Source organism: Mesorhizobium sp. P170090, assembly GCF_057786115.1.
The window spans coordinates 5,634,036-5,655,633 of sequence record NZ_JBYNWH010000001.1 but is presented as its reverse complement, the minus strand read 5'-3'; the positions used below and the strand labels follow the sequence as shown (position 1 = coordinate 5,655,633).

The following is a 21,598-nucleotide window of genomic DNA, read 5'->3' as shown; positions in this document are numbered from 1 at the left end:
AACCATTGCGATAATTGTCTGTTGGGTTGGACTGGGCCACGACATCGGCCAGGCCAGCCGAAAATTTGCATACGGGGAGTTGCCATGCTCTGGAAGGGCCGCCGTCAGAGTGACAATGTCGAGGACGAGCGCAGCGACAGCGGCGGCGGTGGTGGTTTGGGCGGCGGCAGCCCTGGCCAGTTCCGCATCCCGATCGGCGGCCGCACCGGCGGCGGCGGCAGCATATTGCTGGTCGTCCTCGTGGTGCTGGCCGGATGGTATTTCGGCTTCGACCCGTCGCAGATCCTGGGCAGCGGCGACGGCGGCGGCGTGCTGCCGGGTGGCGGTGGCCAGATTACCGACAACAGCGGCGGCCAGGACGACGGCGCCGGCACGCCTGCTTCCGACGAGATGAAGCAGTTCGTGGCGACCGTGCTGGCCGAGACCGAAGAGACCTGGACCGGCATCTTCCAGTCGCAGGGCCTGAAATACGAGGACCCGAAGCTTGTGCTGTTCAGCGGCCAGATCCGCTCGGCCTGCGGCTCCGCCTCGACGGCAGCCGGACCGTTCTATTGTCCCGGCGACCACAAGGTCTACCTCGACACCACCTTCTTCCAGCAGCTCGACCAGCAGTTCGGCGCCTCGGGGGATTTCGCCCAGGCATATGTGATCGCCCATGAAGTCGGTCACCATGTGCAGAACCTCACCGGCATCCTGCCCAAGTTCAACCAGATGCGGCAGTCGATGGGTGAGGCGGAAGCCAACCAGATGTCGGTGCGCATCGAGCTGCAGGCCGACTGCTTCGCCGGCGTTTGGGCGCATTTCACCGCGCAGAAGGGCATTCTGGAACAGGGCGACATCGAAGAGGCGCTCAACGCCGCCAAGCAGATCGGCGACGATACGCTGCAGAAGAAGATGCAGGGCTATGTCGTTCCGGAAAGCTTCAACCACGGGACGTCGCAGCAAAGGCAGAGCTGGCTGGCGCGCGGCTACAAGAGCGGCAAGCTGTCGGATTGCAACACGCTGACCGGTCCGGTTTGAGGCGCTCGCAAGTTCCAGCCGACCGCGGTCCAAAGCGCATCCGTCGGCGGGCCGATTCACCACCGGCAACAGATGTCAGGAGGAGAACGCCTGAGGCGTTCTCCTATTGTTCCAAAGTGGCGCCTCGCCTATAACGGGCGCCCGCCCAAGGGCGGTCCCAGGGAGCAGACGCCATCATGATCGACCCCAAAACCGCCAGGCGGGGCCTTGCGCTCGTCTTCACCACGCTGCTGCTCGACATTATCGGCTTCGGCATGATCATGCCGGTGTTGCCGGCCTTTCTCAGGGAGCTTTCCGGCGTCGGCATCAGCGAAGCGGCGATCGAAGGCGGCTGGCTGTTCTTCGTCTATGCGGCGATGCAGTTCTTCTTCGCGCCAATCATGGGTGGATTGAGCGACCGCTTCGGGCGGCGGCCGATCCTGCTTGCCTCGGTGCTTACATTCTCGATCGACAATCTGATCTGCGCCATCGCCTGGTCCTATCCGATGCTGTTCATCGGCCGCGTGCTGGCCGGCGTTTCGGGCGCCAGCTATTCGACGACGTCGGCCTTCATTGCCGACATCTCGAACGACGACAACCGGGCGAAGAATTTCGGTCTGCTCGGCATCGCCTTCGGCGTCGGCTTCGTCATTGGGCCGGTGCTGGGCGGGCTGCTCGGCACGTTCGGGCCGCGAGTGCCGTTTTACTTTGCCGCCGGGCTTGCCTTCGTGAACTTCCTCATCGCCATGTTCTTCCTGCCTGAAACGCTCGATGAAAAGCACCGCCGCCGCTTCGAGTGGAAACGCGCCAACCCGGTCGGCACGCTGCTGCAGATGCGCCAATATCAGGGCATCGGCTGGATCGGGCTCGCCTTCTTCCTGATGACGCTCGGCCACATGATGTATCCTGCGGTGTGGTCGTTCGTGTCCAATTATCGTTATGGCTGGAGCGAGCAGCAGATCGGCTTCTCGCTCGGCGCCTTCGGCCTGTGTGGGGCGATCGTCATGGCGACGGTGCTGCCGCGCGTGATCCCCAAACTTGGCGAATGGAGGACGGCGGTCATCGGCCTGACATTTACTGCGGCCAGCGCCTTCGGCTACGCCTTCGCCTCGCAAGGCTGGATGATCTATGCGGTGATCGTCGTCGGCTGCCTGGAAGCACTGGCCGATCCGCCGCTGAGAAGCCTTGCCGCCGCCAAGGTGCCGCCGTCGGCGCAAGGCGAATTGCAGGGCGCGATGACGTCGATCTTCTCGATCACCTCGATCATCACGCCGCTGCTGTACACCGCGATCTTTTCCTGGTTCACCGGGCCGAATGCGCCCGTGGTGTTCGGCGGCGCGCCCTATCTGGTTGGCGCGTGCTTCCTGACGCTTGCCGTCATTGTCTTTGTAACGAAAGTTGCGAGGCCGACGGCGGTGAAAAGCGTTGCCAACAGCGCTGCGGAAGATGGAGCCCAGATATGAGCCATGACAGCCGCATAGAGCTGACCAAGGACGGAGTGTCGCTGTCGCGGCTGGTGTTCGGCGCCTGGCGCCTGCTCGACAACGCCGCGCGCCCGGACGCCGATCAGGTCGCGCGGCTGATCGGCACTGCGGTCGATCTCGGCCTGACCAGCTTCGACCATGCCGACATTTACGGGCATTACCAGGTGGAAGCTGCCTTTGGCGCCGGCTTGTCGCGCTGGAAGGGCAAGCGCGACAGCATCGAGCTGATCTCGAAATGCGACATCATGCTGGCATCGGCCAACCGGCCTCAGAACCGGCTGAAGCATTACGACACCAGTGCCGCCCATATTGCGGCCTCGGTCGACCGTTCGCTCGCCAATCTCGGCACCGACTATCTCGACCTGTTGCTGCTGCACCGGCCGGATCCGCTGATGGATGCCGACGAGACGGCGGCGGCCCTTGCCGGGCTGGTCAAGTCGGGCAAGGTGAGAGCGGTCGGGGTCTCCAATTTCACGCCGTCGCAGTTCGACCTTCTGGCTTCGCGGCTGCCGTTTGCCTTGGCCACCAACCAGATCGAGATGTCGGTGCTGAAAACCAATGCGCTGGTGGATGGCAGCCTCGATCACGCGCAACGCCTCGGCTATGCGCCGATGATCTGGTCGCCGCTCGGCGGCGGCTTGCTGTTCACCGGCAAGGAAGGGCGCGAGGCGCGGGTCAGGGCGGCAATCGCGGCGGTGGCTGCCGAGATCGGCGCCGGCGATCTCGCCGCCGTCGCCATCGCCTGGCTGCTGCGTCATCCGGCGCGGCTGGCGCCGGTGCTCGGCACGATGAAGCCCGAGCGGCTGGCCGTCATGGTCAAGGCGCTGGAGATCGACCTCGACCGCCAGCAATGGTTCGCCATACTGGAGGCCAGCGAAGGCCGGCCGGTGGCGTAAGATCTGTAACTAATTTAGGCTTCGATCCATTCGCCGGGCACATCCAATGCCTTCGCTAGCATGGTACTGGTCTGCGCCGATGGCTTGCGACGATTGGATTCGAGGTCCGACAGAAAGCCCTGACTGACACCGATGGCATCAGCCAATTCGGCTTGCGTCAGCTTGCGCCAGTTGCGCAGCGCCTTGAGCCGGCTCGAGCCCCGCAAGATATCCATGGTCACCTCGGCGGGCAGGGGCTTTTCCGTTTTGAGTTCGGCCTTCCGCTCATCGTAGATCGCCACATCCGCAGCGTCTTCGACGGCTTCCTCGGCGGCATGCAGCAATGCCTCGTAATCGGCCTTCGGGATGACAACCAGTTCTTCCCCGGTTGAAGTCTTTATGATTTGCGGAGCGTTCATGATGTCCTGTCCTATGGCCGGCTGTAGGTCGTCGTTTCGCGCTTGCCGATGTAGATCGCGAGGATTGTCGTGCGATCTTCATCAAATATGACGCGGTAGCGACCGATCCGAAGTCTGTAACCGTCTCGGCCTGCAAGACGTTTCACATGTCCACGCCCGCTGATGGCGTAAGTGTTCAAGCCCTCGGTAACCTGCTCGCGGACATCGGCCGGCAGATTATCGAGATCGCGAGCTGCCGACGCCGAGAGGATGATCGTCTTCACGGCAGGAATATCGCAGATTTATCGCTTTATGTTAAGCGATATTATCGCTGAGTTCTGCTTGGCAGGGCTCAGGCCCGCTCGGCCAGCAATTCCTCGCCGCGCTTTTCGCGGATCAGGTTGACGAAGCGGCGGAACAGGTAGTGCGAATCCTGCGGGCCGGGCGAGGCCTCGGGGTGATGCTGGACCGAGAACACCGGACGGCCCGTGAGCGCAATACCGCAGTTGGAGCCATCGAACAGCGAGACATGGGTTTCCTCGACGCCCTCGGGCAAGGAGTCGGCATCGACGGCAAAGCCGTGGTTCATCGAGACGATCTCGACCTTGCCGGTGGTATGATCCTTGACCGGGTGGTTGGCGCCGTGATGGCCCTGGTGCATCTTGGCGGTCTTGCCGCCGAGCGCCAGGGCCAGCATCTGGTGGCCGAGGCAGATGCCGAATACCGGGATCTCGGTCTTGAGCAGGTCCTGGATGACCGGCACGGCGTAGTCGCCGGTGGCTTCCGGGTCGCCGGGCCCGTTGGAGAGGAAGATGCCGTCGGGCTGCATGGCCAGGATCTCTTCCGAGCCGGTGCCGGCCGGAACCACGGTGACCTTGGCGCCGAGGCCGGAAAGCAGGCGAAGGATGTTACGCTTGACGCCGTAGTCGATGGCGACGACGTGCATCGACGGCTCGGCCTGTTCGCCAAAGCCTTCGTTCCACACCCAGGGCGTTTCACGCCAGACCGAGGACTGGCCCGAGGTGACTTCCTTGGCGAGGTCAAGCCCGATCAGGCCCGACCAGGCGGCGGCGCGCCGCTTCAAATCGTCGATGTCGAAGATGCCGTCGGGCGCGTGCGCAATGACGGCATTGGGCATGCCCTTTTCGCGGATCAGCGCGGTCAGCGCCCGGGTGTCGATGCCCGACAGCGCGACGATGCCGCGCTTCTTCAGCCACTGGTCCAGCCCTGTGTCGGCGCGGTAGTTGGACGGGTTGGTGACATCGGCCTTGAACACCGCGCCAACGGCGCCTGCACGGGCGACCGGGTTCAAGTCCTCGATGTCCTCGTCATTGGTGCCGATGTTGCCGATATGCGGGAAGGTGAAGGTGACGATCTGGCCGGCATAGGACGGGTCGGTGAGAATTTCCTGGTAGCCGGTGAGCGCGGTGTTGAAGCAGACCTCGGCAACGGCGGAACCGGTGGCGCCGAGGCCGCGACCCTCGATGACGGTGCCGTCGGCCAGCACCAGGACGGCGGTCGGCTTTTCGGTTGCCCAAGGCGGGGTCAGTTCGGGGGTCATCTCGGCCATGGCGACGCTCCTGTCACGCTGCGCGCTTCGATGGCGGGCCATCTGCGCAGCAAACGGCGCGGCCGATCTCTCGAGCCTGCGCGCATCAATTCTTTGTCTTATGCAAGGCCGAGTACATAGGGGAAGGCGCCAGAGCGGTCAATGATGCCGTGCCAAAACGGCGAGCATTTGTTTCGTCAAACGATATCAGGGCTTTGGCGCGTTTGCTTTGCGGATGGGCCGCGGTTATTGTCCGCGCCGTTCGAAGGAGAAAGCATCATGCGCGCAAAAATCGCTGAATCCCTGAAAAGCGCGATGAAGGCGCAGGACAAGCACCGCCTGCCGACGCTCAGGCTGATCCAGGCCGCCATCCACGACCGCGACATCGCCAATCGCGGCTCGGCCAAGGACCCCGCCAGCGACGAGGAGATCCTGCAGATCCTGGCCAAGATGGTGAAGCAGCGCGAGGAATCGGCCAAGGCGTTCGAGGACGGCAAGCGCCCGGAACTGGCGGCGCAGGAGCGTGGCGAGATGGAGATCATCCGCGGCTTCCTGCCGACGCCGTTGGACGACGCCGCCGTAACAGCTGCGGCGCGCGAGGCGATCGTTGCGACTGGTGCCGCCAGCCAAAAGGACATGGGCAAGGTGATCGCCGCGCTGAAGCAGAAATATGCCGGCCAGATGGATTTCGGCAAGGCCAGCGGCATCGTCAAAGGCCTGCTGCAGTAGGAGCCGACACCGCTTCAATGGCGAAGGAGAGCAGGGGGGCATTACCTCTGGGCAAGAAACGGTCCGCACCGGCTTAAGCGAGCCAAGCCTTGACCTGCCGGAGAGCCCCACCATAATCGAAATCGTCAAACCCACGCTCGAACATCTGCCCTCCTACAAGGCGGCGCTCGAGCGTGGCTGGTCGCCGGACAATGTCCGGCTGATGGAAGCGACGCGCGAGCAACTTGCGGCGATCGACGAGGATCCCGCGGCGTTCCTTGCCAGCCTCGACGATCCCGAGGCCAAAGGAGGCCCGATTACCTTGCCGGACGGCACGACCGTGCCGCGGCTGCCGGGCTTCCGGCGCTGGATCTGGGACGGCGAGGCCGCCGGCTCGATCGGCTTTCGCTGGCAGCCGGGTACGGCCGCGCTGCCGTCGCATGTGCTCGGCCATATCGGCTATGCCGTGGTGCCGTGGAAGCGCGGACGAGGCTATGCGACCGAGGCGCTGCGGCTGATGCTGGACGAGGCGAGGGCTGTTGGTTTGCCATATGTCGAGATCACCACCGACCTCGACAATCCGGCCTCGCAGAAGGTGGTGCTGGCCAATGGCGGCCGTGTGGTCGGTCCGTTCATCAAGGACGCCGCGTATGGCGGCGCCGAGAGTTTGTTGTTCCGGATCGATTTGTAGTCCGACGCTATTCGGCCGGTGCCGGCAGCGGCGGCGCTGCCCGGCTGCGCCCCTCCCAGATGTAGGAGGCAAGTGCCACCACCACCGCCACCAGCATGGCGGCAGCGCCCACAACCGGCAGGCTGCGATAGCCGTAGCCGGCATTGAGCATGGCAGCGCCCAGCGACGCGGCGAGCGCGATGCCGACATTGAAGCCGGAGGGGATGAGCGAGGAGGCGAGGTTGGAGGCGTCCGCCGTCCAGGCCAGGATGCGGGTCTGGATCGGCGTGCCTATGGCGAAGTTGAGGCCACCCCAGATAACGATGGCGATGACCATCGGCACGGGGTAGGGGCTGACGGCATAGATCACGCCCAACATCACCGCCTGCAGCGCAAGCATGGTGATCAGCGACGGCATCAGCTTCCAATCGGAAAGCTTGCCGCCGAGAAACACACCGACGGTGGCGCCGACGCCGTTGAGCAGCAGCACCCAGGGGATCAGGCTCTCGTCGAGATGGGTCACCTCAAGCAGTGTCGGGGTGATGTAGGTGAACAGGCCGAACTGGCCGATCATCAACGTCAGCATCAGGATCAGCGAGGTCCAGACTTGCTGGCGCGCCAGCACGCGAACCTCGCTGCCAAGACTGGCGGATGGCCTTGATGCGCCTGTCGTGCGCGGCAAAAGCGCAGCCATGGCGGCAAAGGCTACCACGCCAAGCGCGCACATCACCCAGAAGGTGGCGCGCCAGCCCCAGAGATTGCCGATTGCGGTGCCGGCCGGGACGCCGATGACATTGGATACGGTGAGGCCGGAGAGGATGACGGCGACAGCCATGCCGCGCTTGTCCTCGGGCACGAGGCCGACAGCCACCACCATGGCGACGCCGAAATAGGCGCCGTGTGCGACGGCGACCGCAATGCGCAAGAGCAGCATCGAGGTAAAATCGGGCGCCAGCGCGCAAGCGGCCTGGCCGATGGTGAAGGCGACGGTCAGGCAAAGCAGCAGCGTCTTGCGGGAAATGCCCTTGGTGGCGAGCGCCAGCAATGGCCCGCCAATCGCGATGCCGCCGGCATAGCCTGAGACGAGATAGCCGGAGGTCGGGATCGAAACGCCAAGGCCGTCGGCCACTTGCGGCAGCACGCCGGCAATGACGAATTCGGTGGTGCCGAAAGCGAAGGCGGCGATGAACAGGGCAATGAGCGGAAGCATGGCGCGGAAGCGATCCTTGAATGAGTTGGCCTCAAATCATGGATGGCGCTTGCCGGCAATGCAGAAATTTTTGCGGCCGGTTTAGGTTTTCTTGATCAGCTCGCCTTCAACCTGGAGCCGCCGAGCAACCCGCGCTCTTCCAGCACCGGATAGGCCATCGACGCCAGCAGCGAGTTGATCTGCTTCAGGTCGCGGATGGTGTCGAGGTGGATGGAACTTGTCTCGACGCTCTTGGCGGTGCCGTCGCGCAGGCGCACGAAATGGCTGGCGCTGGTTTCCTTTTCGCGGTCGCGCAGCCGGTCCTTTTCCAGCACCAGCTGGCGGGCAGTCTCAGGGTCGCGCGACACCAGCACGTTGAAGGCAAGCCTGGCATTGGCCAGCACCGAGGTGTGAAAGGCGAGCAGCTCGCTCCAGCCCTCGGGCGTGAACTCCAGCCCGCGCTCGAACTTCTTCTTCACATGCACCAGCATGTTGCGCACGATGATGTCGCCGACCTGCTCGAGCTTGACGCAGGCGCCTATCAGCTCCTGGCAGCGCAGCGCCTCGTCCTCTGTGAGCGAGTTCCTGGTCAATTTGGCCAGATAGAGCTTGATCGCCGCGTGCTTCCTGTCGACGCGGTCGTCAAGGGCGGCCAGCGCCTTGATCTTGTCGCCGTCGGCGCTTTCATACAGCTCGATGATACGCTTGAGCATGATCTCGACCGTCTCGCAGACGCGGACCACCTCGCGGGTGGCGTTGGCCAGCGCCTGGCTCGGAACGTCGAGCGCGCCGTCGTTGAGGGCGGAGAGTTCGACCACATCGAGCTCTGTAGCCGGCGCCGGCTTGGTGCCCATTGCGACGATCTTCTCGGAAGCACGATAGATCAGGCTGGCAAGCGGCAGGCCGGCGAGCAGGATCAGCACATTGAACAGGATGTGGGCGTTGACGATCTGGTCGGGCACGGTGGCGCCGAGGAAGGCGACCGGTGGCTTCAGCGTCATGAACAGGATCAGCATCACCAGCGAGCCCATGCCGCGCATCAACAGATTGCCGATCGGCACGACGCGCACGCCAGGTTCGGCACTTCGGGTGAGCAGCGGCGCGATGATCGACGAGCCGAGATTGACGCCGAGCACCAGCACGATGCCGAGTTCGGGCGGGATGAAGCCGCGGCCGGCCAGCGTCACCATCAAAAGCACGGCGGCGATCGAGGAGTGGAAGAGCCAGGTAACGAGCGCGGCGAGCAGATAGGCGGTGACGTAGTCGCTGGAGAAATATTCGATGATGAGCGGCATCAGCGTGCTCTGGCGCAGCGGCTCCGAGGCCTGGCCGATCATCTCCAGCGACAGTACCAAAAGGCCGATGCCGACCAGGATGCGGCCGAACTGGCGCCAGTCGCGCCGCTCGGTGGCCATGAACATGACCGTGCCGGCGACGAGGCAGATCGGCACCAGCAGCGTCAGATCGAAGGTCAAGAGCTTGACCACCAGCGCCGAGCCGATCTCGGCGCCGCGCACAGCCAATTGGCCCGACATGCCCGAGACGATGCCGGCGCCGGCGAAGGAGCCGACGAGAAGCGTGACGGCGGTCGAGCTCTGCAGCGCGATGGACAGGCCGCAGCCGGCCAGCACCGCCATGATCGGATTGCGCATGGTGGAGCGCAGCCGGTGACGCAGCACGTCGCCATAGGCGCGCTCGACGCCTGTCTTGACCATGCGGGTGGCAAACAGCATCAGCGCCACCGAGCCCGCCAGATGCAGCAGGACGACGGAGCCGCTCATTTCGAAACCCGCACGCAGACAGCTACCGCGACGCGGAGGGCGCGCAGTGCAGGGATGAAAACGGGGCTGCGAATCATGGTCATGACAGTCTTGAACAATATCCGGAATATTTTAGCCGGGTAATAAAATCTTGTCGATTTCAAGAGCCGTCGCGGCGCGACAGGGCGTGTCGGAAAATGGACGGATGCGCAAATGGTTGCATGGCGGATCCCTGGTGATGGCAGCGGATCGTCCCGGTTTGCCGGACTCCCGGCAATCGCCTTTGCGATGATGTTCAAATATCCAGGATAAGCGCCGGATTTCATTGCGTAAATGTAATGCTAGTGTTCAGTTTCGGTTCATCCTTCGGGCGCTATTCCCTAGGCATCGACAACCAAGGAGCCCCGCTATGAAACGTATTGTTCTTTCCGCCCTCGCTTTCTCGATGCTGGCCGCCACTTCGCTTACCGGCCAGGCCGCACCGGTGAACGCACCGGTCGCACCGCAGTCGAATTACACGCAGGTCGACTGGCAGAGGCCCGGCAAGCATGTCGATATCAGGAAGCGCGTCGTGAAGAAGACGGTGGTCGTCAAGCGCAGCCATTGGCGCAATGGCCGGAAATATTCCAGCTGGAAGCGGCACCAGCCGATCCGCGATTATGGCCGCTATGGCCTGCATCGCCCCGGCCCCGGCCAGGAATGGATCCGCGTCGGCAACGACTATGTGCTGGTCAGCGTCCTGTCCGGCATCATCTTCGGCGCCATTGCCGCGCATTAAGCCCGGCCTCGCCGGCGCAATGCAGAGACTTGAAAGGAGGCGGCCCGAAACGGCCGCCTTTCTTTTGGCTGTAGAAACCGGGCTTTTTGGCTGTGGAAACCGGGTATGGTCCGCAATAAGGGTCGTCGGATTCCGCGAGCATGATTATATGAGGGACAAACGAGTTCCCCAATGCGCTTTCCGCCCGCCTTTCTCGATGAGATACGCGACCGTGTGCCGATTTCATCGGTCATCGGCCAGCGCGTCGCATGGGACAGGAAGAAGACCAACGCCTCGCGCGGCGACTATTGGGCCTGTTGTCCGTTCCATGGCGAAAAGAGCCCCTCCTTCCACTGCGAGGACAAGAAGGGCCGCTATCACTGTTTCGGCTGTTCGGTGTCGGGCGATCATTTCAAGTTCCTGACCGAGCTCGACGGATTAAGCTTTCCCGAAGCGGTCGAGAAGATCGCCGACATGGCCGGCGTGCCGATGCCGGTGCGCGACGAGCGGGAAGAACAGCGTGAGAAGGAACGCGCCAGTCTGACCGATGTCATGGAGATGGCGACTGCCTTCTTCCAGGAGCGGCTGCAAGGACCGGAGGGTGCAAAAGCCCGCGCCTATCTCAGGGATCGCGGGCTGACGCCGGCGACGCAGCAATCGTTCCGGCTGGGCTTTGCGCCCGACAGCCGCAATGCGCTGAAGGAGCATCTTGCCGCCAAGGGCGTGCCCAAGGCCGATATCGAAGCCTGCGGGCTTGTGCGTCATGGCGACGACATTCCGGTCTCCTATGACTGGTTCCGCGATCGCATCATGTTCCCGATCCCCGATTCGCGCGGCAAGATCATCGCCTTTGGCGGCCGCGCACTGGCGCCCGATGCGCTGGCCAAATACATGAATTCGCCCGACACGGAGCTCTTCCACAAGGGCAACGTGCTCTACAATTTCGCCCGCGCCCGCAAAGCGCTGGCGAAAGGCGGCACGGTGATTGCCGTCGAAGGCTATATGGACGTGATTGCGCTGGCGCAGGCCGGCTTCGAGAATGCCGTGGCGCCGCTCGGCACCGCGCTCACCGAAAACCAACTCGAACTTCTGTGGCGCATGGCGCCTGAGCCGATGCTGTGCTTCGACGGCGACCAGGCCGGGCTGAAGGCGGCGTGGCGCGCCGCGGATCTCGCGCTGCCGTCGGTGCAGGCCGGGCGGTCGGTGCGCTTTGCGCTGTTGCCGGAGGGCAAGGATCCCGACGATCTGGTCAAGGCAGAAGGGCCGGACGCGTTTCGTGCCGTGCTGGCGGAAGCGCGGCCTCTCGCTGATTTGTTGTGGATGCGTGAGACATCCGGTGGCGTCTTCGACACGCCGGAGCGGCGGGCGGGGCTGACAAAGACGCTGCGCGAACTGACCAGCCGCATCCGCGATGAGAGCCAGCGCTACCACTACCAGCAGTGGATGCGCGAGCGGGAGCTGACCTTCTTCAGCGCCCAGCGCGAAGTGCGGCAAGGTCGCCAGGACTGGAAACCGGGGCAGGGCAAAACGCCCGCACCCGGCGGACAGTTCGCCAAAGGCAGCGGGGCAGGCGCGCGCGCCGCGATCACCGAAAGCCTCGGCCGCTCCGCCATGGTCAAACGCGGTGGCGAGATGATGTCGGTGCGCGAGGCGACGATCATCGTAGCCCTCGTCAACCATCCGGCGCTGATCGACGAGAACTTCGCCCATGTCGAGTTCCTCGATCTCGCCAACACCGATCTGCAGCGGCTGCACGCCGCCATCCTCGATGCGATGGCGCACGACATGGCCAATGACCGTAGCGCGGTGATCGCCACCATCGAACGTGCCGGCTGCAGCGATATCTGGGGGCGCGCCGTGGCGCTCATCCAACGGGCCAGGCAATGGCCCGCGCTGGAAACCGCAGCGCTTGACGATGCCCGCGACGCCTTCAACCAGGCGCTGCACTTGCAGCGCAGCGCGCGCACCTTACATAAGGAGCTGAAACAGGCGGAAGCAGCGCTCGCCAGCGATCCCACTGACGAAAACTACCGGCACCTCATCGAGATTCAGGCGCAATTCCGTGATGTACAAGCAACGGAAGCGCTGATCGAAGGCTTCGGTGTATCCTCGGGCAGGGGTGGGCGCGTCTAGGTCGAAACCTGCGCAAGAATGAATGTTGTACGTGCTGCGCGTCGAATCGACGCCTCTAAGTCGGGTAATTGATTCGCTTTTTTGATGCGAATCATGCGAGAGGCGCTTGACCTTCTGGCAGAATGACGGAATCAGGACGATTCGAAACCTTAACCCGCGCCGGCGTCGATGGAAATGCACTGACGCGAGGTGCTGATCACTGGACAGGCTGTCAGCCTGCCACAGATATCAGGGTTAATCTGGACTTAATGCATATCGCCCAAAAGTGAAAACCGGTTTTGGGGGCACGATATGAACAAACAAAAGAGTTGATTCGGTTACCGGCCCGGTTAAGCGCCACCAGCGCATGTAGTTTGACCGGTGCGGCAGCTACGCGGCTTCGATGCTCGGCCGCTAGGAGAAGATAAAGACTATGGCGACAAAGGAAAAGGAAGAGGTCGAGACCGAACGTGAAGGCGCCACCGATGGGCCTCTGCTCGACCTTTCCGATGATGCTGTCAAGAAGATGATCAAGGCCGCCAAGAAGCGCGGCTATGTGACTCTCGACGAACTGAACGCGGTGCTGCCGTCGGAAGAGACCGATCCGGATCGCATCGAAGACATCAATGCGATGCTGTCCGACATGGGCATCAACGTGGTCGAGGACGACGATCAGAGCGAGGAGCCCGAGGCCGCCGACAGCAATGCCGACGCCGAGGAAGACGCCAACGAACTGGCCGAGCAGACCGGCACCGCCGTCGCCGCCACGACCACCAAGAAAGAGCCGACCGACCGCACCGATGACCCGGTGCGCATGTATCTGCGCGAGATGGGCTCGGTCGAGCTCCTGTCGCGCGAGGGCGAAATCGCGATCGCCAAGCGCATCGAGGCCGGCCGCGAGACGATGATCGCGGGCCTCTGCGAAAGCCCGCTGACCTTCCAGGCCATCATCATCTGGCGTGACGAGCTCAACGAATCCAAGATCCTGCTGCGCGAGATCATCGACCTCGAAGCCACCTATGCCGGCCCCGAAGCCAAGCAGGCGCCGGTGGTCGAGCGCATCGAGGAGGCGCCCAAGGCCGAGGACAAGCCGAGGCGTGGACGCGACGAGGAAGACGACATCACCAATGTCGGCGCCGACACGCGCGGCCTGGTCGATGACGACGAGGAAGACGAGGACGAGGCGAGCCTGTCGCTGGCGGCGATGGAAGCGGAGCTGCGCCCGCAGGTGATGGAGACGCTCGACGTCATCGCCGACACCTACAAGAAGCTGCGCAAGCTGCAGGACCAGCAGGTCGAGAACCGTCTGGCCGCGACCGGCACGCTGTCGCCAAGCCAGGACCGCCGCCTGAAGGAGCTGAAGGACCAGCTGATCAAGGCGGTGAAGTCGCTGTCGCTCAACACGGCGCGCATCGAGGCGCTGGTCGAGCAGCTCTACGACATCAACAAGCGGCTGGTGCAGAACGAAGGCAAGCTGCTGCGCCTGGCCGAAAGCTATGGCGTGCGCCGCGAGGAGTTCCTCAAGGAATATCAGGGCTCCGAGCTCGACCCGAACTGGACACGCTCGATCGGCAATCTCACCTCGCGCGGCTGGAAGGAATTCACCAAGAACGAGAAGGACGCGATCAAGGATCTGCGTTCGGAAATCCAGAACCTCGCCACCGAGACGGCGATCTCGATCCTGGAATTCCGCAAGATCGTCAACCAGGTGCAGAAGGGCGAGCGCGAAGCCGCTATCGCCAAGAAGGAAATGGTCGAGGCCAACCTGCGCCTCGTCATTTCCATCGCCAAGAAATACACCAATCGCGGCCTGCAGTTCCTCGACCTGATCCAGGAAGGCAATATTGGCTTGATGAAGGCGGTCGACAAATTCGAATACCGCCGCGGCTACAAGTTCTCGACCTATGCGACATGGTGGATCCGGCAGGCGATCACGCGTTCGATTGCCGACCAGGCGCGCACCATCCGCATCCCGGTGCACATGATCGAAACGATCAACAAGATCGTGCGCACGTCGCGCCAGATGCTGCATGAAATCGGCCGCGAGCCGACGCCGGAGGAACTGGCAGAAAAGCTCGCAATGCCGCTCGAAAAAGTGCGCAAGGTCTTGAAGATCGCCAAGGAGCCGATCTCGCTCGAAACCCCTGTGGGTGACGAAGAGGATTCGCATCTGGGCGATTTCATCGAGGACAAGATGGCGATCCTGCCGATCGATGCGGCGATCCAAGCCAATCTGCGCGAGACCACCACGCGGGTGCTCGCCTCGCTGACGCCGCGCGAGGAGCGGGTGCTGCGCATGCGCTTCGGCATCGGCATGAACACCGACCACACGCTGGAAGAAGTCGGCCAGCAGTTCTCGGTGACGCGCGAGCGTATCCGCCAGATCGAAGCCAAGGCGCTGCGCAAGCTCAAGCACCCGAGCCGGAGCCGCAAGCTGAGGAGCTTCCTCGACAGCTGATACCGGCAACAGACCAGAATTCGAAAAGGGCGCCGATGGCGCCCTTTTTGTTGCCGGGTGAAGGCTCTTGTCGCCCATCTCCGTCGGGAGGATACTTGCCTGGTCGGATGCATGTTCTGGGCGAAAAACCGGATGTCCGCCCCGGCTGATGTCCTCAGCCGTGCTCCGTGGCGCCGGAGGGAGGTGTGTGATGACAACCTACATCCTGCTGATGAACTGGACGGAACAGGGCGCCAGAAATATCCGAGAGTCGCCGAAGCGGCTCGATGCCGCCAAGAAGCAACTGGCCGACATGGGCGGCTCGTTCAAGGCGTTTTACCTGACTATGGGCGAATATGACATGGTGGCGATTATCGAGGCGCCCGACGATGCTGTGCTTGCTCGTTTCGCCCTGATGCTGGCAACGGGTGGCAGCGTCAAGACGCGAACGCTCAAGGCTTTCCCGGAATTTGCCTATCGCGAGATCGTCGCCTCGCTTGGATAGCGCTGGGCGCGGGTCCGTGCGGCTCGGCGTCATATTGCGGGGCCGTGCCGTCAGGGTGATAGTCGCGCCATGTCCAAGCCTGCGCTGACCGTCTGGTACAACACACGCTGCCCGGTTTGCGATGGCGGCATCACCCGGCAGAAACGGCGGCTGATCGAGGCGATCAAGGCCGGGCGGATCGAATTCCGCGACATCAACCTCGAACCGGCGGCGCTCTCTGGCTACAGCGCCTCGCTGGAGGACATACGCCGCCGGCTGCATGCCACCGATGCCGAAGGCAGGCTGCTGGTCGGCGCCGATGTCGCGGTTGCCGTCTGGCGGGCGACGCCGGGCGACGGCTGGCTGGCGACGCTCTTCGGCAATCCGGTCGCGCTGCCGCTGACGCGCTTGGCCTATGATCGTTTCGCCGATCTTCTCTATGCCTGGAACCGGCGCAAGGGCCGCTGGTAGCGAGGCAAGGCCCGCAGATATCTGCGGGCCTTACCGTCATGGGCGTTACCGGGACGCCGGCTCGCAAAGCCAGCCGACAATGCGGCGCACCGCCGGCAGCACCATGAGCAACGTTGGGAACGCTACCAGCCAGGACAGGCCCCAGGCAGTGAGCCAGACAGCCGGCAAATCAGGTTGCAGTCCAAGGCTTTTCAGCGTCGATATGAACGAGACGATGAAGGTCATCAGCAGCGACAGCACCAGCGGGCTGACGATCGCGGCATAGCGCGCCGGCAGCTTGCCGCGCTTACGGTTCGTGGTCATTTTTGGATTTTCCTGAAACATCCGGTCCGTCGCATTTGGCATCCATTGCGCCGGGTTTCCGGCGGAACTGCCCGGAAAGACCGGGGTGGATGCGTTGCTTGACGTCAGACGCTTACGGAGAGGTTTTGGCCCTCACGCGCTTTCTAGCTGCCGGCGGCGGCGAAATCAACCTTCTGGCGCCGCCTTTAGATACATCGTAAGATATATCTTGACTCGTCGGCGGGGCAAGCCTAATTAAGATGTATCGTAAGATATAACTCAAGGAGCAATTCATGCATAGACATCATCCCTTTGGCGAGCGCGCCGAGCGCGCATTCCTGCACATGGCAGGCAAATTTGGTGGAAGAGGGGGCAGCGGCTTTGGTCCGTTCGGCCACGGCGGACGTGGCGGTGGACGCGGCGGCCCGGGCGACATGTTTCGCGCCGGGCGCATGCTGGCCGACGGCGATCTCAAGCTGATCACGCTGTCGCTGCTGGCCGAGGCGCCTCGCCACGGCTACGACATCATCAAGGCGCTGGAAGAGCGCACCAGCGGCATCTACAGCCCGAGCCCGGGCGTCGTCTATCCGACGCTGACCTTCCTGGAAGAGGCCGGCTATGCGGCTTCAGCCGCCGACGGCAACAAGAAGGTGTTTTCGATCACCGAGGCGGGCCAGGCGCATCTCGCCGAGAACCGCGAGATGATCGACGGCGTGCTGGAGCATCTCGAGCGCTTCGGCCGCAAGATGGCGAAAGCGCGGGACTGGTTCGGCTGGAACGACGACGGCGAGGAAGGCGGACGGCGTGGTGGACGGGGTCGCTCGGAAGCCCGCGACGAGTTCCGCGCCGTGCGCCACCGGCTGCGTGCCGCGCTCGGCGATCTCGTCGACGCGCCGGCTGAAAAGCAGGCCGAGGCGATTGCAGTCCTGGAAGCCGCCGCTGAAGCCCTGGAAGCGCTATCGCGCGGTTGACCCCGGGCGAGAACCCTTGCCCGTTCGACTGAGGAACGGTACTGAAAATCATCCTGCACCGCGAGACATGGTGCAGGATGATTGCCGTTGGAGGAAGCCCCATGTCTTTTCTGAAACGTCTTTTCGGTGGTGGCGGCGGTGAGGCGGGCGGGTCCAAGAGCGCAGCACCGGCAAAGCAGGTTGAGCACAAGGGATTTTTGATCAGCGCCACGCCCTACAAGGCGGAGGGGGGCCAATACCAGACTTGCGGCGTGGTTTCGAAGGAAGTCGACGGCGTGATGAAGGAACACAAATTCATCCGCGCCGATCGCTTTGCTGGACTGGACGACGCCGTCGACATCTCGATCAAAAAGGGCATGCAACTGGTCGACGAGCAAGGCGAGAGGATGTTCGGGTAGCCTACAGCCTCGGATCGATTGGCTCGCTCTCCAGCGCCAGGACGCCGAAAACACACTCGTGAACACGTCGCAGCGGTTCCTTGGCGACAAACCGCTTCAGTGCCTCGTGACCGAGCGCGAACTCTCTGAGCGCCAGGCTGCGCTTGCCACCCAAGCCTCGTTCGCGCAGGCGCACGAGATTGTCCGGCGCATCGTATTCGGGGCCATAGATAATGCGAAGATACTCCTGGCCGCGCACTTTCAGCGCCGGTTGCATGAGCCCCTTCTTGTTTCGGCTGACGAAGTCGTGCGGCTTCACTACCATCCCTTCGCCGCCTGAGTCGGTCAGCGTCTCCCACCAGGCGACGGCCTCCGCACAAGAACCGGCATCGGCCAGGTCAACCATCCGCCATTGCGTTCGCGTTACCACGCCGCCCCCGGCAGCCAGACGGTCCGCAAGCGTCATGTGCCAAACGTGGTTCTGGTCGTACCAGACGCATCCCTCACTTGCCAGCAGGTGGAACGGCGCGACCTTCAGGTCGTCGACGCCCGAGACCGGCCACACGTAAGGCGCCCAGGCAGTGGCGTATCTGGCGGCACGCGCGGCGCGGTCCTCAATGCGAGCCTTGAGCGCGGCCGTATCCACGCCGCGTGCCATCGCACGGGCCAGCGCTTCGCGGCTGGCCTGGAGCCCAGCGGCCGCAGACGTTGCCACTGGGGCGTACTGGCTTTCAATCAGGCTGCTTGCCTTGGCCGACCATGGCATGATCTCGGTGTCCAGCAGCAACCAGTCGCTGTTCAATTCCTGCCATAGATCCGCAGCGTCGACGCTGGCGCGCAGGCGATTGAGCAGGCGCTCCGTCATGCCGCTGTCGCTGAAAAAGGAGCGTCCGGTCCGGGTCCAGATCGCGCCTGTCTCGTCGCCAGATACCCCGAACCGGTCGCGCGCCGTCTGCGCGTTTCGGCACAGAGCGATGACTGCCCGCGAACCCATGTGCTTCTCTTCGCACAGGATTTGGGTGACGCCACGCTCGCGGAAATGACTGAGAGCTTCCTCGGGGCGTTCCAGCCAGCCGGCTTGGCTGCTGGTCTCGGATGGCGACATTGTCGGCGGCAGATATACCAGCCACTGCGGCGACAGCGCGAAGCGGCTCATCACCTCAAGTGCCGCCGACGCGTTCTCCTCGGCCACGACAACCCTGCCTTTCAGTTCGGTCTCGATCCAGCGTCGCCCAGAGACATCCTGATAGTCGAGCACGCCGTCGGCATCGGCCTGTGCCGATTTGCCAAGGCCCGGTCCGCCGAGGGGACGCACGGGTTCGGACCAGGTCTCGACTGCCGGCACGTCGACCAGTTCGCGTTCCGGCCAGCGCAAGGCAGTCAGCTTGCCGCCGAACACGCAGCCGGTGTCGATGCAAAGCGTGTTGTTGACCCACTCCGCCAACAGCACCGGCGTGTGCCCGTATACTACGCTGGTTTTGCCCCGATAGGCGGCTGCCCAGTCGGCACGGACGGGCAGGCCAAATTCGTCGATTTCGCCCGTGGTTTCGCCATAGAGGGCGAACTCGCGCACCGCGCCGGAACCGCGCCCGATCATCTCTTCCTTGAGTCCGGCATGTGCCACGGCGAGGCGTCCGCCGTCCAGCCAGACGTGGCTGCGCAGGCTGTCGAGGAAGGCCGGCAAAGCCTCTCGCAGGCCGCGATCCTGAGCGTCCAACTGGTCGATGGTTTGCTGCAGGCCGTGGGCGATCGTGACCTTGCGGCCTTCCAGCCAGCGGCTGAGTTTGCGTTCGTGATTGCCCTGGACACAGTAGGCGGTTCCCGCCGCGACCATGCTCATGGCGATGCGCAAGACGTCGGGCACGTTGGGACCACGATCGACGAGGTCGCCGACAAAGACGATCTTGCGGCCTTCTGGCGGCGTTACAGTGACGGTCCGATCACCATGGCCGTCGGACCAGGCGATGCTGTAACCGAGCTGACAGAACAAGGTCTGAAGTTCGTCGGCGCAACCATGGACATCACCTATGACGTCGAAAGGACCGCAATCGTCGCGCTTGTCGGTCCATAATGGCTGACGCGAGACCTTGGCCGCGTCGATACTGGCCTCGCCGGTGAGCTTCCAGACCTGACGGAAACCTTCGCGTTGCAGGCCGCCGAGGCCCTTGCGAATTTCGTTCGTCATGCGCTGGGCAACGCCGGCGCCGAAGGGACGATCGGCTCGTAACGCGTTGCGGGCGACGCAAACATCAACACCCGGATCGATGACCACGGCGACCGGCAAAGCGTGCCATTTGCGCGCCAGCTCGACCCACGCCTTGCGATCAGCGGGTCGCACATTGGTCGCGTCGATGACGGCCAGCTTTCGATGCTTGAGCCGTTTGCCGGCGATTTCGCGCACCAAATCAAAAGCGTCGGCCGAGACATCCTGATCAGTCTCGTTGTCGCTGACGAACGCGCGGCAGCGATCCGACGAGATGATTTCGGTCGGCAGGAAGTGCCTGGCGGCGAAGGTCGACTTGCCCGATCCCGTCGAGCCGATCAGCACGACGAGGGCGAAGTCAGGGATGGTGAGGTCGGTCTTGTCTGGCTCTCTCATCGGGTGAACACCGCCATCTGCGTCGGCGCGCCGAGCACGGGGTCCACGGCTCCGATGCCACTTAAGGCGGCGCTATAGCCATAGATCTCGCCGATCCTGGCCGCCCAGGCTTCAAACCGAACCCGGCCCCATTCGAAACGGTGATCCGGATGGCGAAAAGCGCCGGCGGCCAGACTGGGGAACAAGGGGTTGTAGTCAGCGTTCGGCGTAGTCACGATCACGAATTTTGGCGCTGTCTCGCCGAAGATAATACGCTCGATCATTGGCAGCCGGTCTTCGTCGAGATGTTCGATGACCTCGACCAGCACCGCGACGTCGGCTTCCGCCCATCGGCTGTCGCGATATGTCAGCGATCCGTGCAGCAGCGTGACCCGGTCTTCAGGCGGTCCCCCGAACTCGTTCAGTTTGAGACGCTTGGCGGCCCATTCCAGTTCACGAATAGCGGGGTCGAGCCCGAACAGCTTGTGGACCCATTTTTCGCGCACGAGCCGATAGAGCAGCTTGCCTTCGCCACACCCCAAATCTGCAACACTGGTCCCTCCGGTCGCCCGAATGGCTTGCACCACGGCGTCCATGCGCAGGTCGTTCAGCCGGATGGGCGCCTCCAGCGCTTGCTCAGGTGCAGCCCAGGCCTCGGGGGGTAGGACCTCATTGGCCGTCTCCGGAGCCAGCCGCTCCAGGGCGATGCGGGCCAACGCACCTCGGTTGCGCAGATAACGGCGCACGATCAGGTCTTTGGCTGGGTGGTTTTCCAGCCAGCCCTCGCCCTTGGACAGCAGCTTGTCAATCTCGGCCTCGCCCACCCAGTAGTGCTTGGTGTCGTCCATCACCGGGATCAGGACATAAAGGTGGTTGAGCAGGCTGCTTAGGCGGCCGGTGCCAGTCAGCCTCAGATGACCGTATCGTGGTCCACCCGCGCCAGATCCGACAGTTTCGACCGGCGCCAGGTTGACGGTCCATCCCAGCGGTTCGAATAGATCTCGAACCAGGGCCTCGCCGCCACGCATCGGCAGCGGGGTCACCACAGCTTCGAGCGGGAGGTCGCTATCGGCCAGTTGCTGGCGCTCCTTCGAGATGCCGGTCATCGCTGTCCGCAGTACCTTGTTCAAAGCCACAGACAGAAATGACGATGCCGTATAAGGTCGGTCGTTTACATATTGATCCAGCAAGCCCTCTGCCTGGCCTTTGCCCCGAACGAGCCCTATCGGATCGACATCGAGCAGAAGCACAGCCTCACAACGCTCATCGGTCGCCTCCGGATAGAACAGCCAGGCCTTGCCGAAGGATAGGTCAGTCTCGTGCAGACGTTCGGGATGCTTGTGCAGCAAGAAGCCGAGATCTGTGGCTGGATGATGGGTTGTCGCGACGGAAAGGAACATCAGCGACCGATAACGCAGACAGGCCGAATAACCAATGGCGTTGCGCGGCAATCTAGTAACGCGATAGATCCGTTTTCGACACGCAACCTATCGCGCC

General features: G+C 63.3%; 20 protein-coding genes. 12 read left to right on the top strand and 8 right to left on the bottom strand.

Going from position 1 to position 21,598, the window contains the following annotated elements; genetic code table 11:
- Positions 1-84 precede the first annotated feature (84 nt).
- From ypfJ to AC3EML_RS27245, 3 genes are all read left to right on the top strand, one after another.
- Positions 85-1,020 carry a KPN_02809 family neutral zinc metallopeptidase gene (ypfJ, locus tag AC3EML_RS27255; protein WP_023828078.1) on the top strand — a complete coding sequence of 312 codons (936 nt, stop codon included), beginning with the start codon at positions 85-87 and terminating at the stop codon, positions 1,018-1,020.
- Positions 1,021-1,196: 176 nt separating this feature from the next.
- Positions 1,197-2,462: a TCR/Tet family MFS transporter gene (locus tag AC3EML_RS27250; protein ID WP_352521318.1), complete on the top strand. Its 1,266-nt coding sequence runs from the start codon at positions 1,197-1,199 to the stop codon at positions 2,460-2,462.
- Positions 2,459-3,379 carry an aldo/keto reductase gene (locus AC3EML_RS27245; RefSeq protein WP_352521317.1) on the top strand — a complete coding sequence of 307 codons (921 nt, stop codon included), beginning with the start codon at positions 2,459-2,461 and terminating at the stop codon, positions 3,377-3,379. Before AC3EML_RS27250 ends, AC3EML_RS27245 begins: the two co-directional genes overlap by 4 nt.
- A 14-nt stretch (positions 3,380-3,393) precedes the next feature.
- On the opposite strand, the gene AC3EML_RS27240 is transcribed toward AC3EML_RS27245, so the two are convergent.
- The 3 genes from AC3EML_RS27240 to carA all read right to left on the bottom strand — a co-directional run bounded on the left by AC3EML_RS27240 (position 3,394) and on the right by carA (position 5,326).
- Positions 3,394-3,777, bottom strand: a complete 384-nt coding sequence (locus tag AC3EML_RS27240; RefSeq protein WP_352521316.1) for a helix-turn-helix domain-containing protein — start codon at positions 3,775-3,777, stop codon at positions 3,394-3,396.
- A gap of 11 nt (positions 3,778-3,788) precedes the next feature.
- Entirely contained in the window at positions 3,789-4,040 is a 252-nt protein-coding gene (locus tag AC3EML_RS27235) for a type II toxin-antitoxin system RelE family toxin (protein WP_352521315.1), read from the bottom strand.
- 68 nt (positions 4,041-4,108) lie between these two features.
- The gene (gene carA / locus AC3EML_RS27230) at positions 4,109-5,326 is read right to left on the bottom strand and encodes a glutamine-hydrolyzing carbamoyl-phosphate synthase small subunit (RefSeq protein WP_352521313.1); all 1,218 of its coding nucleotides are present in this window, start codon (positions 5,324-5,326) and stop codon (positions 4,109-4,111) included.
- A 258-nt stretch (positions 5,327-5,584) separates the two neighbouring features.
- On the opposite strand from carA, the gene AC3EML_RS27225 reads away from it, so the two are divergent.
- Both AC3EML_RS27225 and AC3EML_RS27220 read left to right on the top strand, forming a co-directional pair.
- Entirely contained in the window at positions 5,585-6,034 is a 450-nt protein-coding gene (locus AC3EML_RS27225; RefSeq protein WP_031195862.1) for a GatB/YqeY domain-containing protein, read from the top strand.
- A 112-nt stretch (positions 6,035-6,146) separates the two neighbouring features.
- Positions 6,147-6,704 (top strand): GNAT family N-acetyltransferase, encoded by a 558-nt coding sequence (locus AC3EML_RS27220; protein ID WP_023683792.1) that lies wholly within the window; start codon positions 6,147-6,149, stop codon positions 6,702-6,704.
- Positions 6,705-6,711: 7 nt separating this feature from the next.
- Here AC3EML_RS27220 and AC3EML_RS27215 read toward each other — a convergent pair whose 3' ends face one another.
- Together AC3EML_RS27215 and AC3EML_RS27210 are read right to left on the bottom strand one after the other, a co-directional pair.
- Complete coding sequence (locus AC3EML_RS27215) at positions 6,712-7,893, bottom strand: MFS transporter (RefSeq protein ID WP_352521312.1); 1,182 nt, start codon at positions 7,891-7,893, stop codon at positions 6,712-6,714.
- Positions 7,894-7,988: 95 nt separating this feature from the next.
- Positions 7,989-9,653 carry a Na/Pi cotransporter family protein gene (locus tag AC3EML_RS27210; protein WP_352497543.1) on the bottom strand — a complete coding sequence of 555 codons (1,665 nt, stop codon included), beginning with the start codon at positions 9,651-9,653 and terminating at the stop codon, positions 7,989-7,991.
- 388 nt (positions 9,654-10,041) lie between these two features.
- Here AC3EML_RS27210 and AC3EML_RS27205 point away from each other — a divergent pair, with 388 nt between their 5' ends.
- The 5 genes from AC3EML_RS27205 (at position 10,042) to AC3EML_RS27185 (ending at position 15,893) form a co-directional block, all read left to right on the top strand.
- Positions 10,042-10,410 carry an RcnB family protein gene (locus AC3EML_RS27205; RefSeq protein ID WP_023697079.1) on the top strand — a complete coding sequence of 123 codons (369 nt, stop codon included), beginning with the start codon at positions 10,042-10,044 and terminating at the stop codon, positions 10,408-10,410.
- 171 nt (positions 10,411-10,581) lie between these two features.
- The gene (gene dnaG, locus AC3EML_RS27200; RefSeq protein ID WP_023683795.1) at positions 10,582-12,522 is read left to right on the top strand and encodes a DNA primase; all 1,941 of its coding nucleotides are present in this window, start codon (positions 10,582-10,584) and stop codon (positions 12,520-12,522) included.
- Positions 12,523-12,934: 412 nt separating this feature from the next.
- Positions 12,935-14,959, top strand: a complete 2,025-nt coding sequence (gene rpoD, locus AC3EML_RS27195) for an RNA polymerase sigma factor RpoD (RefSeq protein WP_023672446.1) — start codon at positions 12,935-12,937, stop codon at positions 14,957-14,959.
- Positions 14,960-15,149: 190 nt separating this feature from the next.
- Positions 15,150-15,443 (top strand): GYD domain-containing protein, encoded by a 294-nt coding sequence (locus AC3EML_RS27190; protein ID WP_023733294.1) that lies wholly within the window; start codon positions 15,150-15,152, stop codon positions 15,441-15,443.
- A 69-nt stretch (positions 15,444-15,512) separates the two neighbouring features.
- Complete coding sequence (locus tag AC3EML_RS27185) at positions 15,513-15,893, top strand: thiol-disulfide oxidoreductase DCC family protein (RefSeq protein ID WP_023733293.1); 381 nt, start codon at positions 15,513-15,515, stop codon at positions 15,891-15,893.
- Positions 15,894-15,938: 45 nt separating this feature from the next.
- Here the strand turns inward: AC3EML_RS27185 and AC3EML_RS27180 are convergent, their stop codons facing one another.
- The gene (locus tag AC3EML_RS27180) at positions 15,939-16,196 is read right to left on the bottom strand and encodes a DUF2798 domain-containing protein (protein ID WP_023683797.1); all 258 of its coding nucleotides are present in this window, start codon (positions 16,194-16,196) and stop codon (positions 15,939-15,941) included.
- A gap of 272 nt (positions 16,197-16,468) precedes the next feature.
- On the opposite strand from AC3EML_RS27180, the gene AC3EML_RS27175 reads away from it, so the two are divergent.
- Positions 16,469-17,146, top strand: a complete 678-nt coding sequence (locus AC3EML_RS27175) for a PadR family transcriptional regulator (RefSeq protein ID WP_023683798.1) — start codon at positions 16,469-16,471, stop codon at positions 17,144-17,146.
- A 101-nt stretch (positions 17,147-17,247) separates the two neighbouring features.
- Positions 17,248-17,544 (top strand): HlyU family transcriptional regulator, encoded by a 297-nt coding sequence (locus tag AC3EML_RS27170; RefSeq protein ID WP_352497542.1) that lies wholly within the window; start codon positions 17,248-17,250, stop codon positions 17,542-17,544.
- Between the two features lies 1 nt (position 17,545).
- Here AC3EML_RS27170 and AC3EML_RS27165 read toward each other — a convergent pair whose 3' ends face one another.
- Together AC3EML_RS27165 and AC3EML_RS27160 are read right to left on the bottom strand one after the other, a co-directional pair.
- Positions 17,546-20,122, bottom strand: coding sequence for a polynucleotide kinase-phosphatase (locus tag AC3EML_RS27165; protein WP_023733291.1), 2,577 nt, complete (start codon positions 20,120-20,122; stop codon positions 17,546-17,548).
- Complete coding sequence (locus tag AC3EML_RS27160; protein ID WP_245260775.1) at positions 20,119-21,552, bottom strand: 3' terminal RNA ribose 2'-O-methyltransferase Hen1; 1,434 nt, start codon at positions 21,550-21,552, stop codon at positions 20,119-20,121. The genes AC3EML_RS27165 and AC3EML_RS27160 overlap by 4 nt, the downstream gene beginning before the upstream one ends.
- Positions 21,553-21,598: the final 46 nt, after the last annotated feature.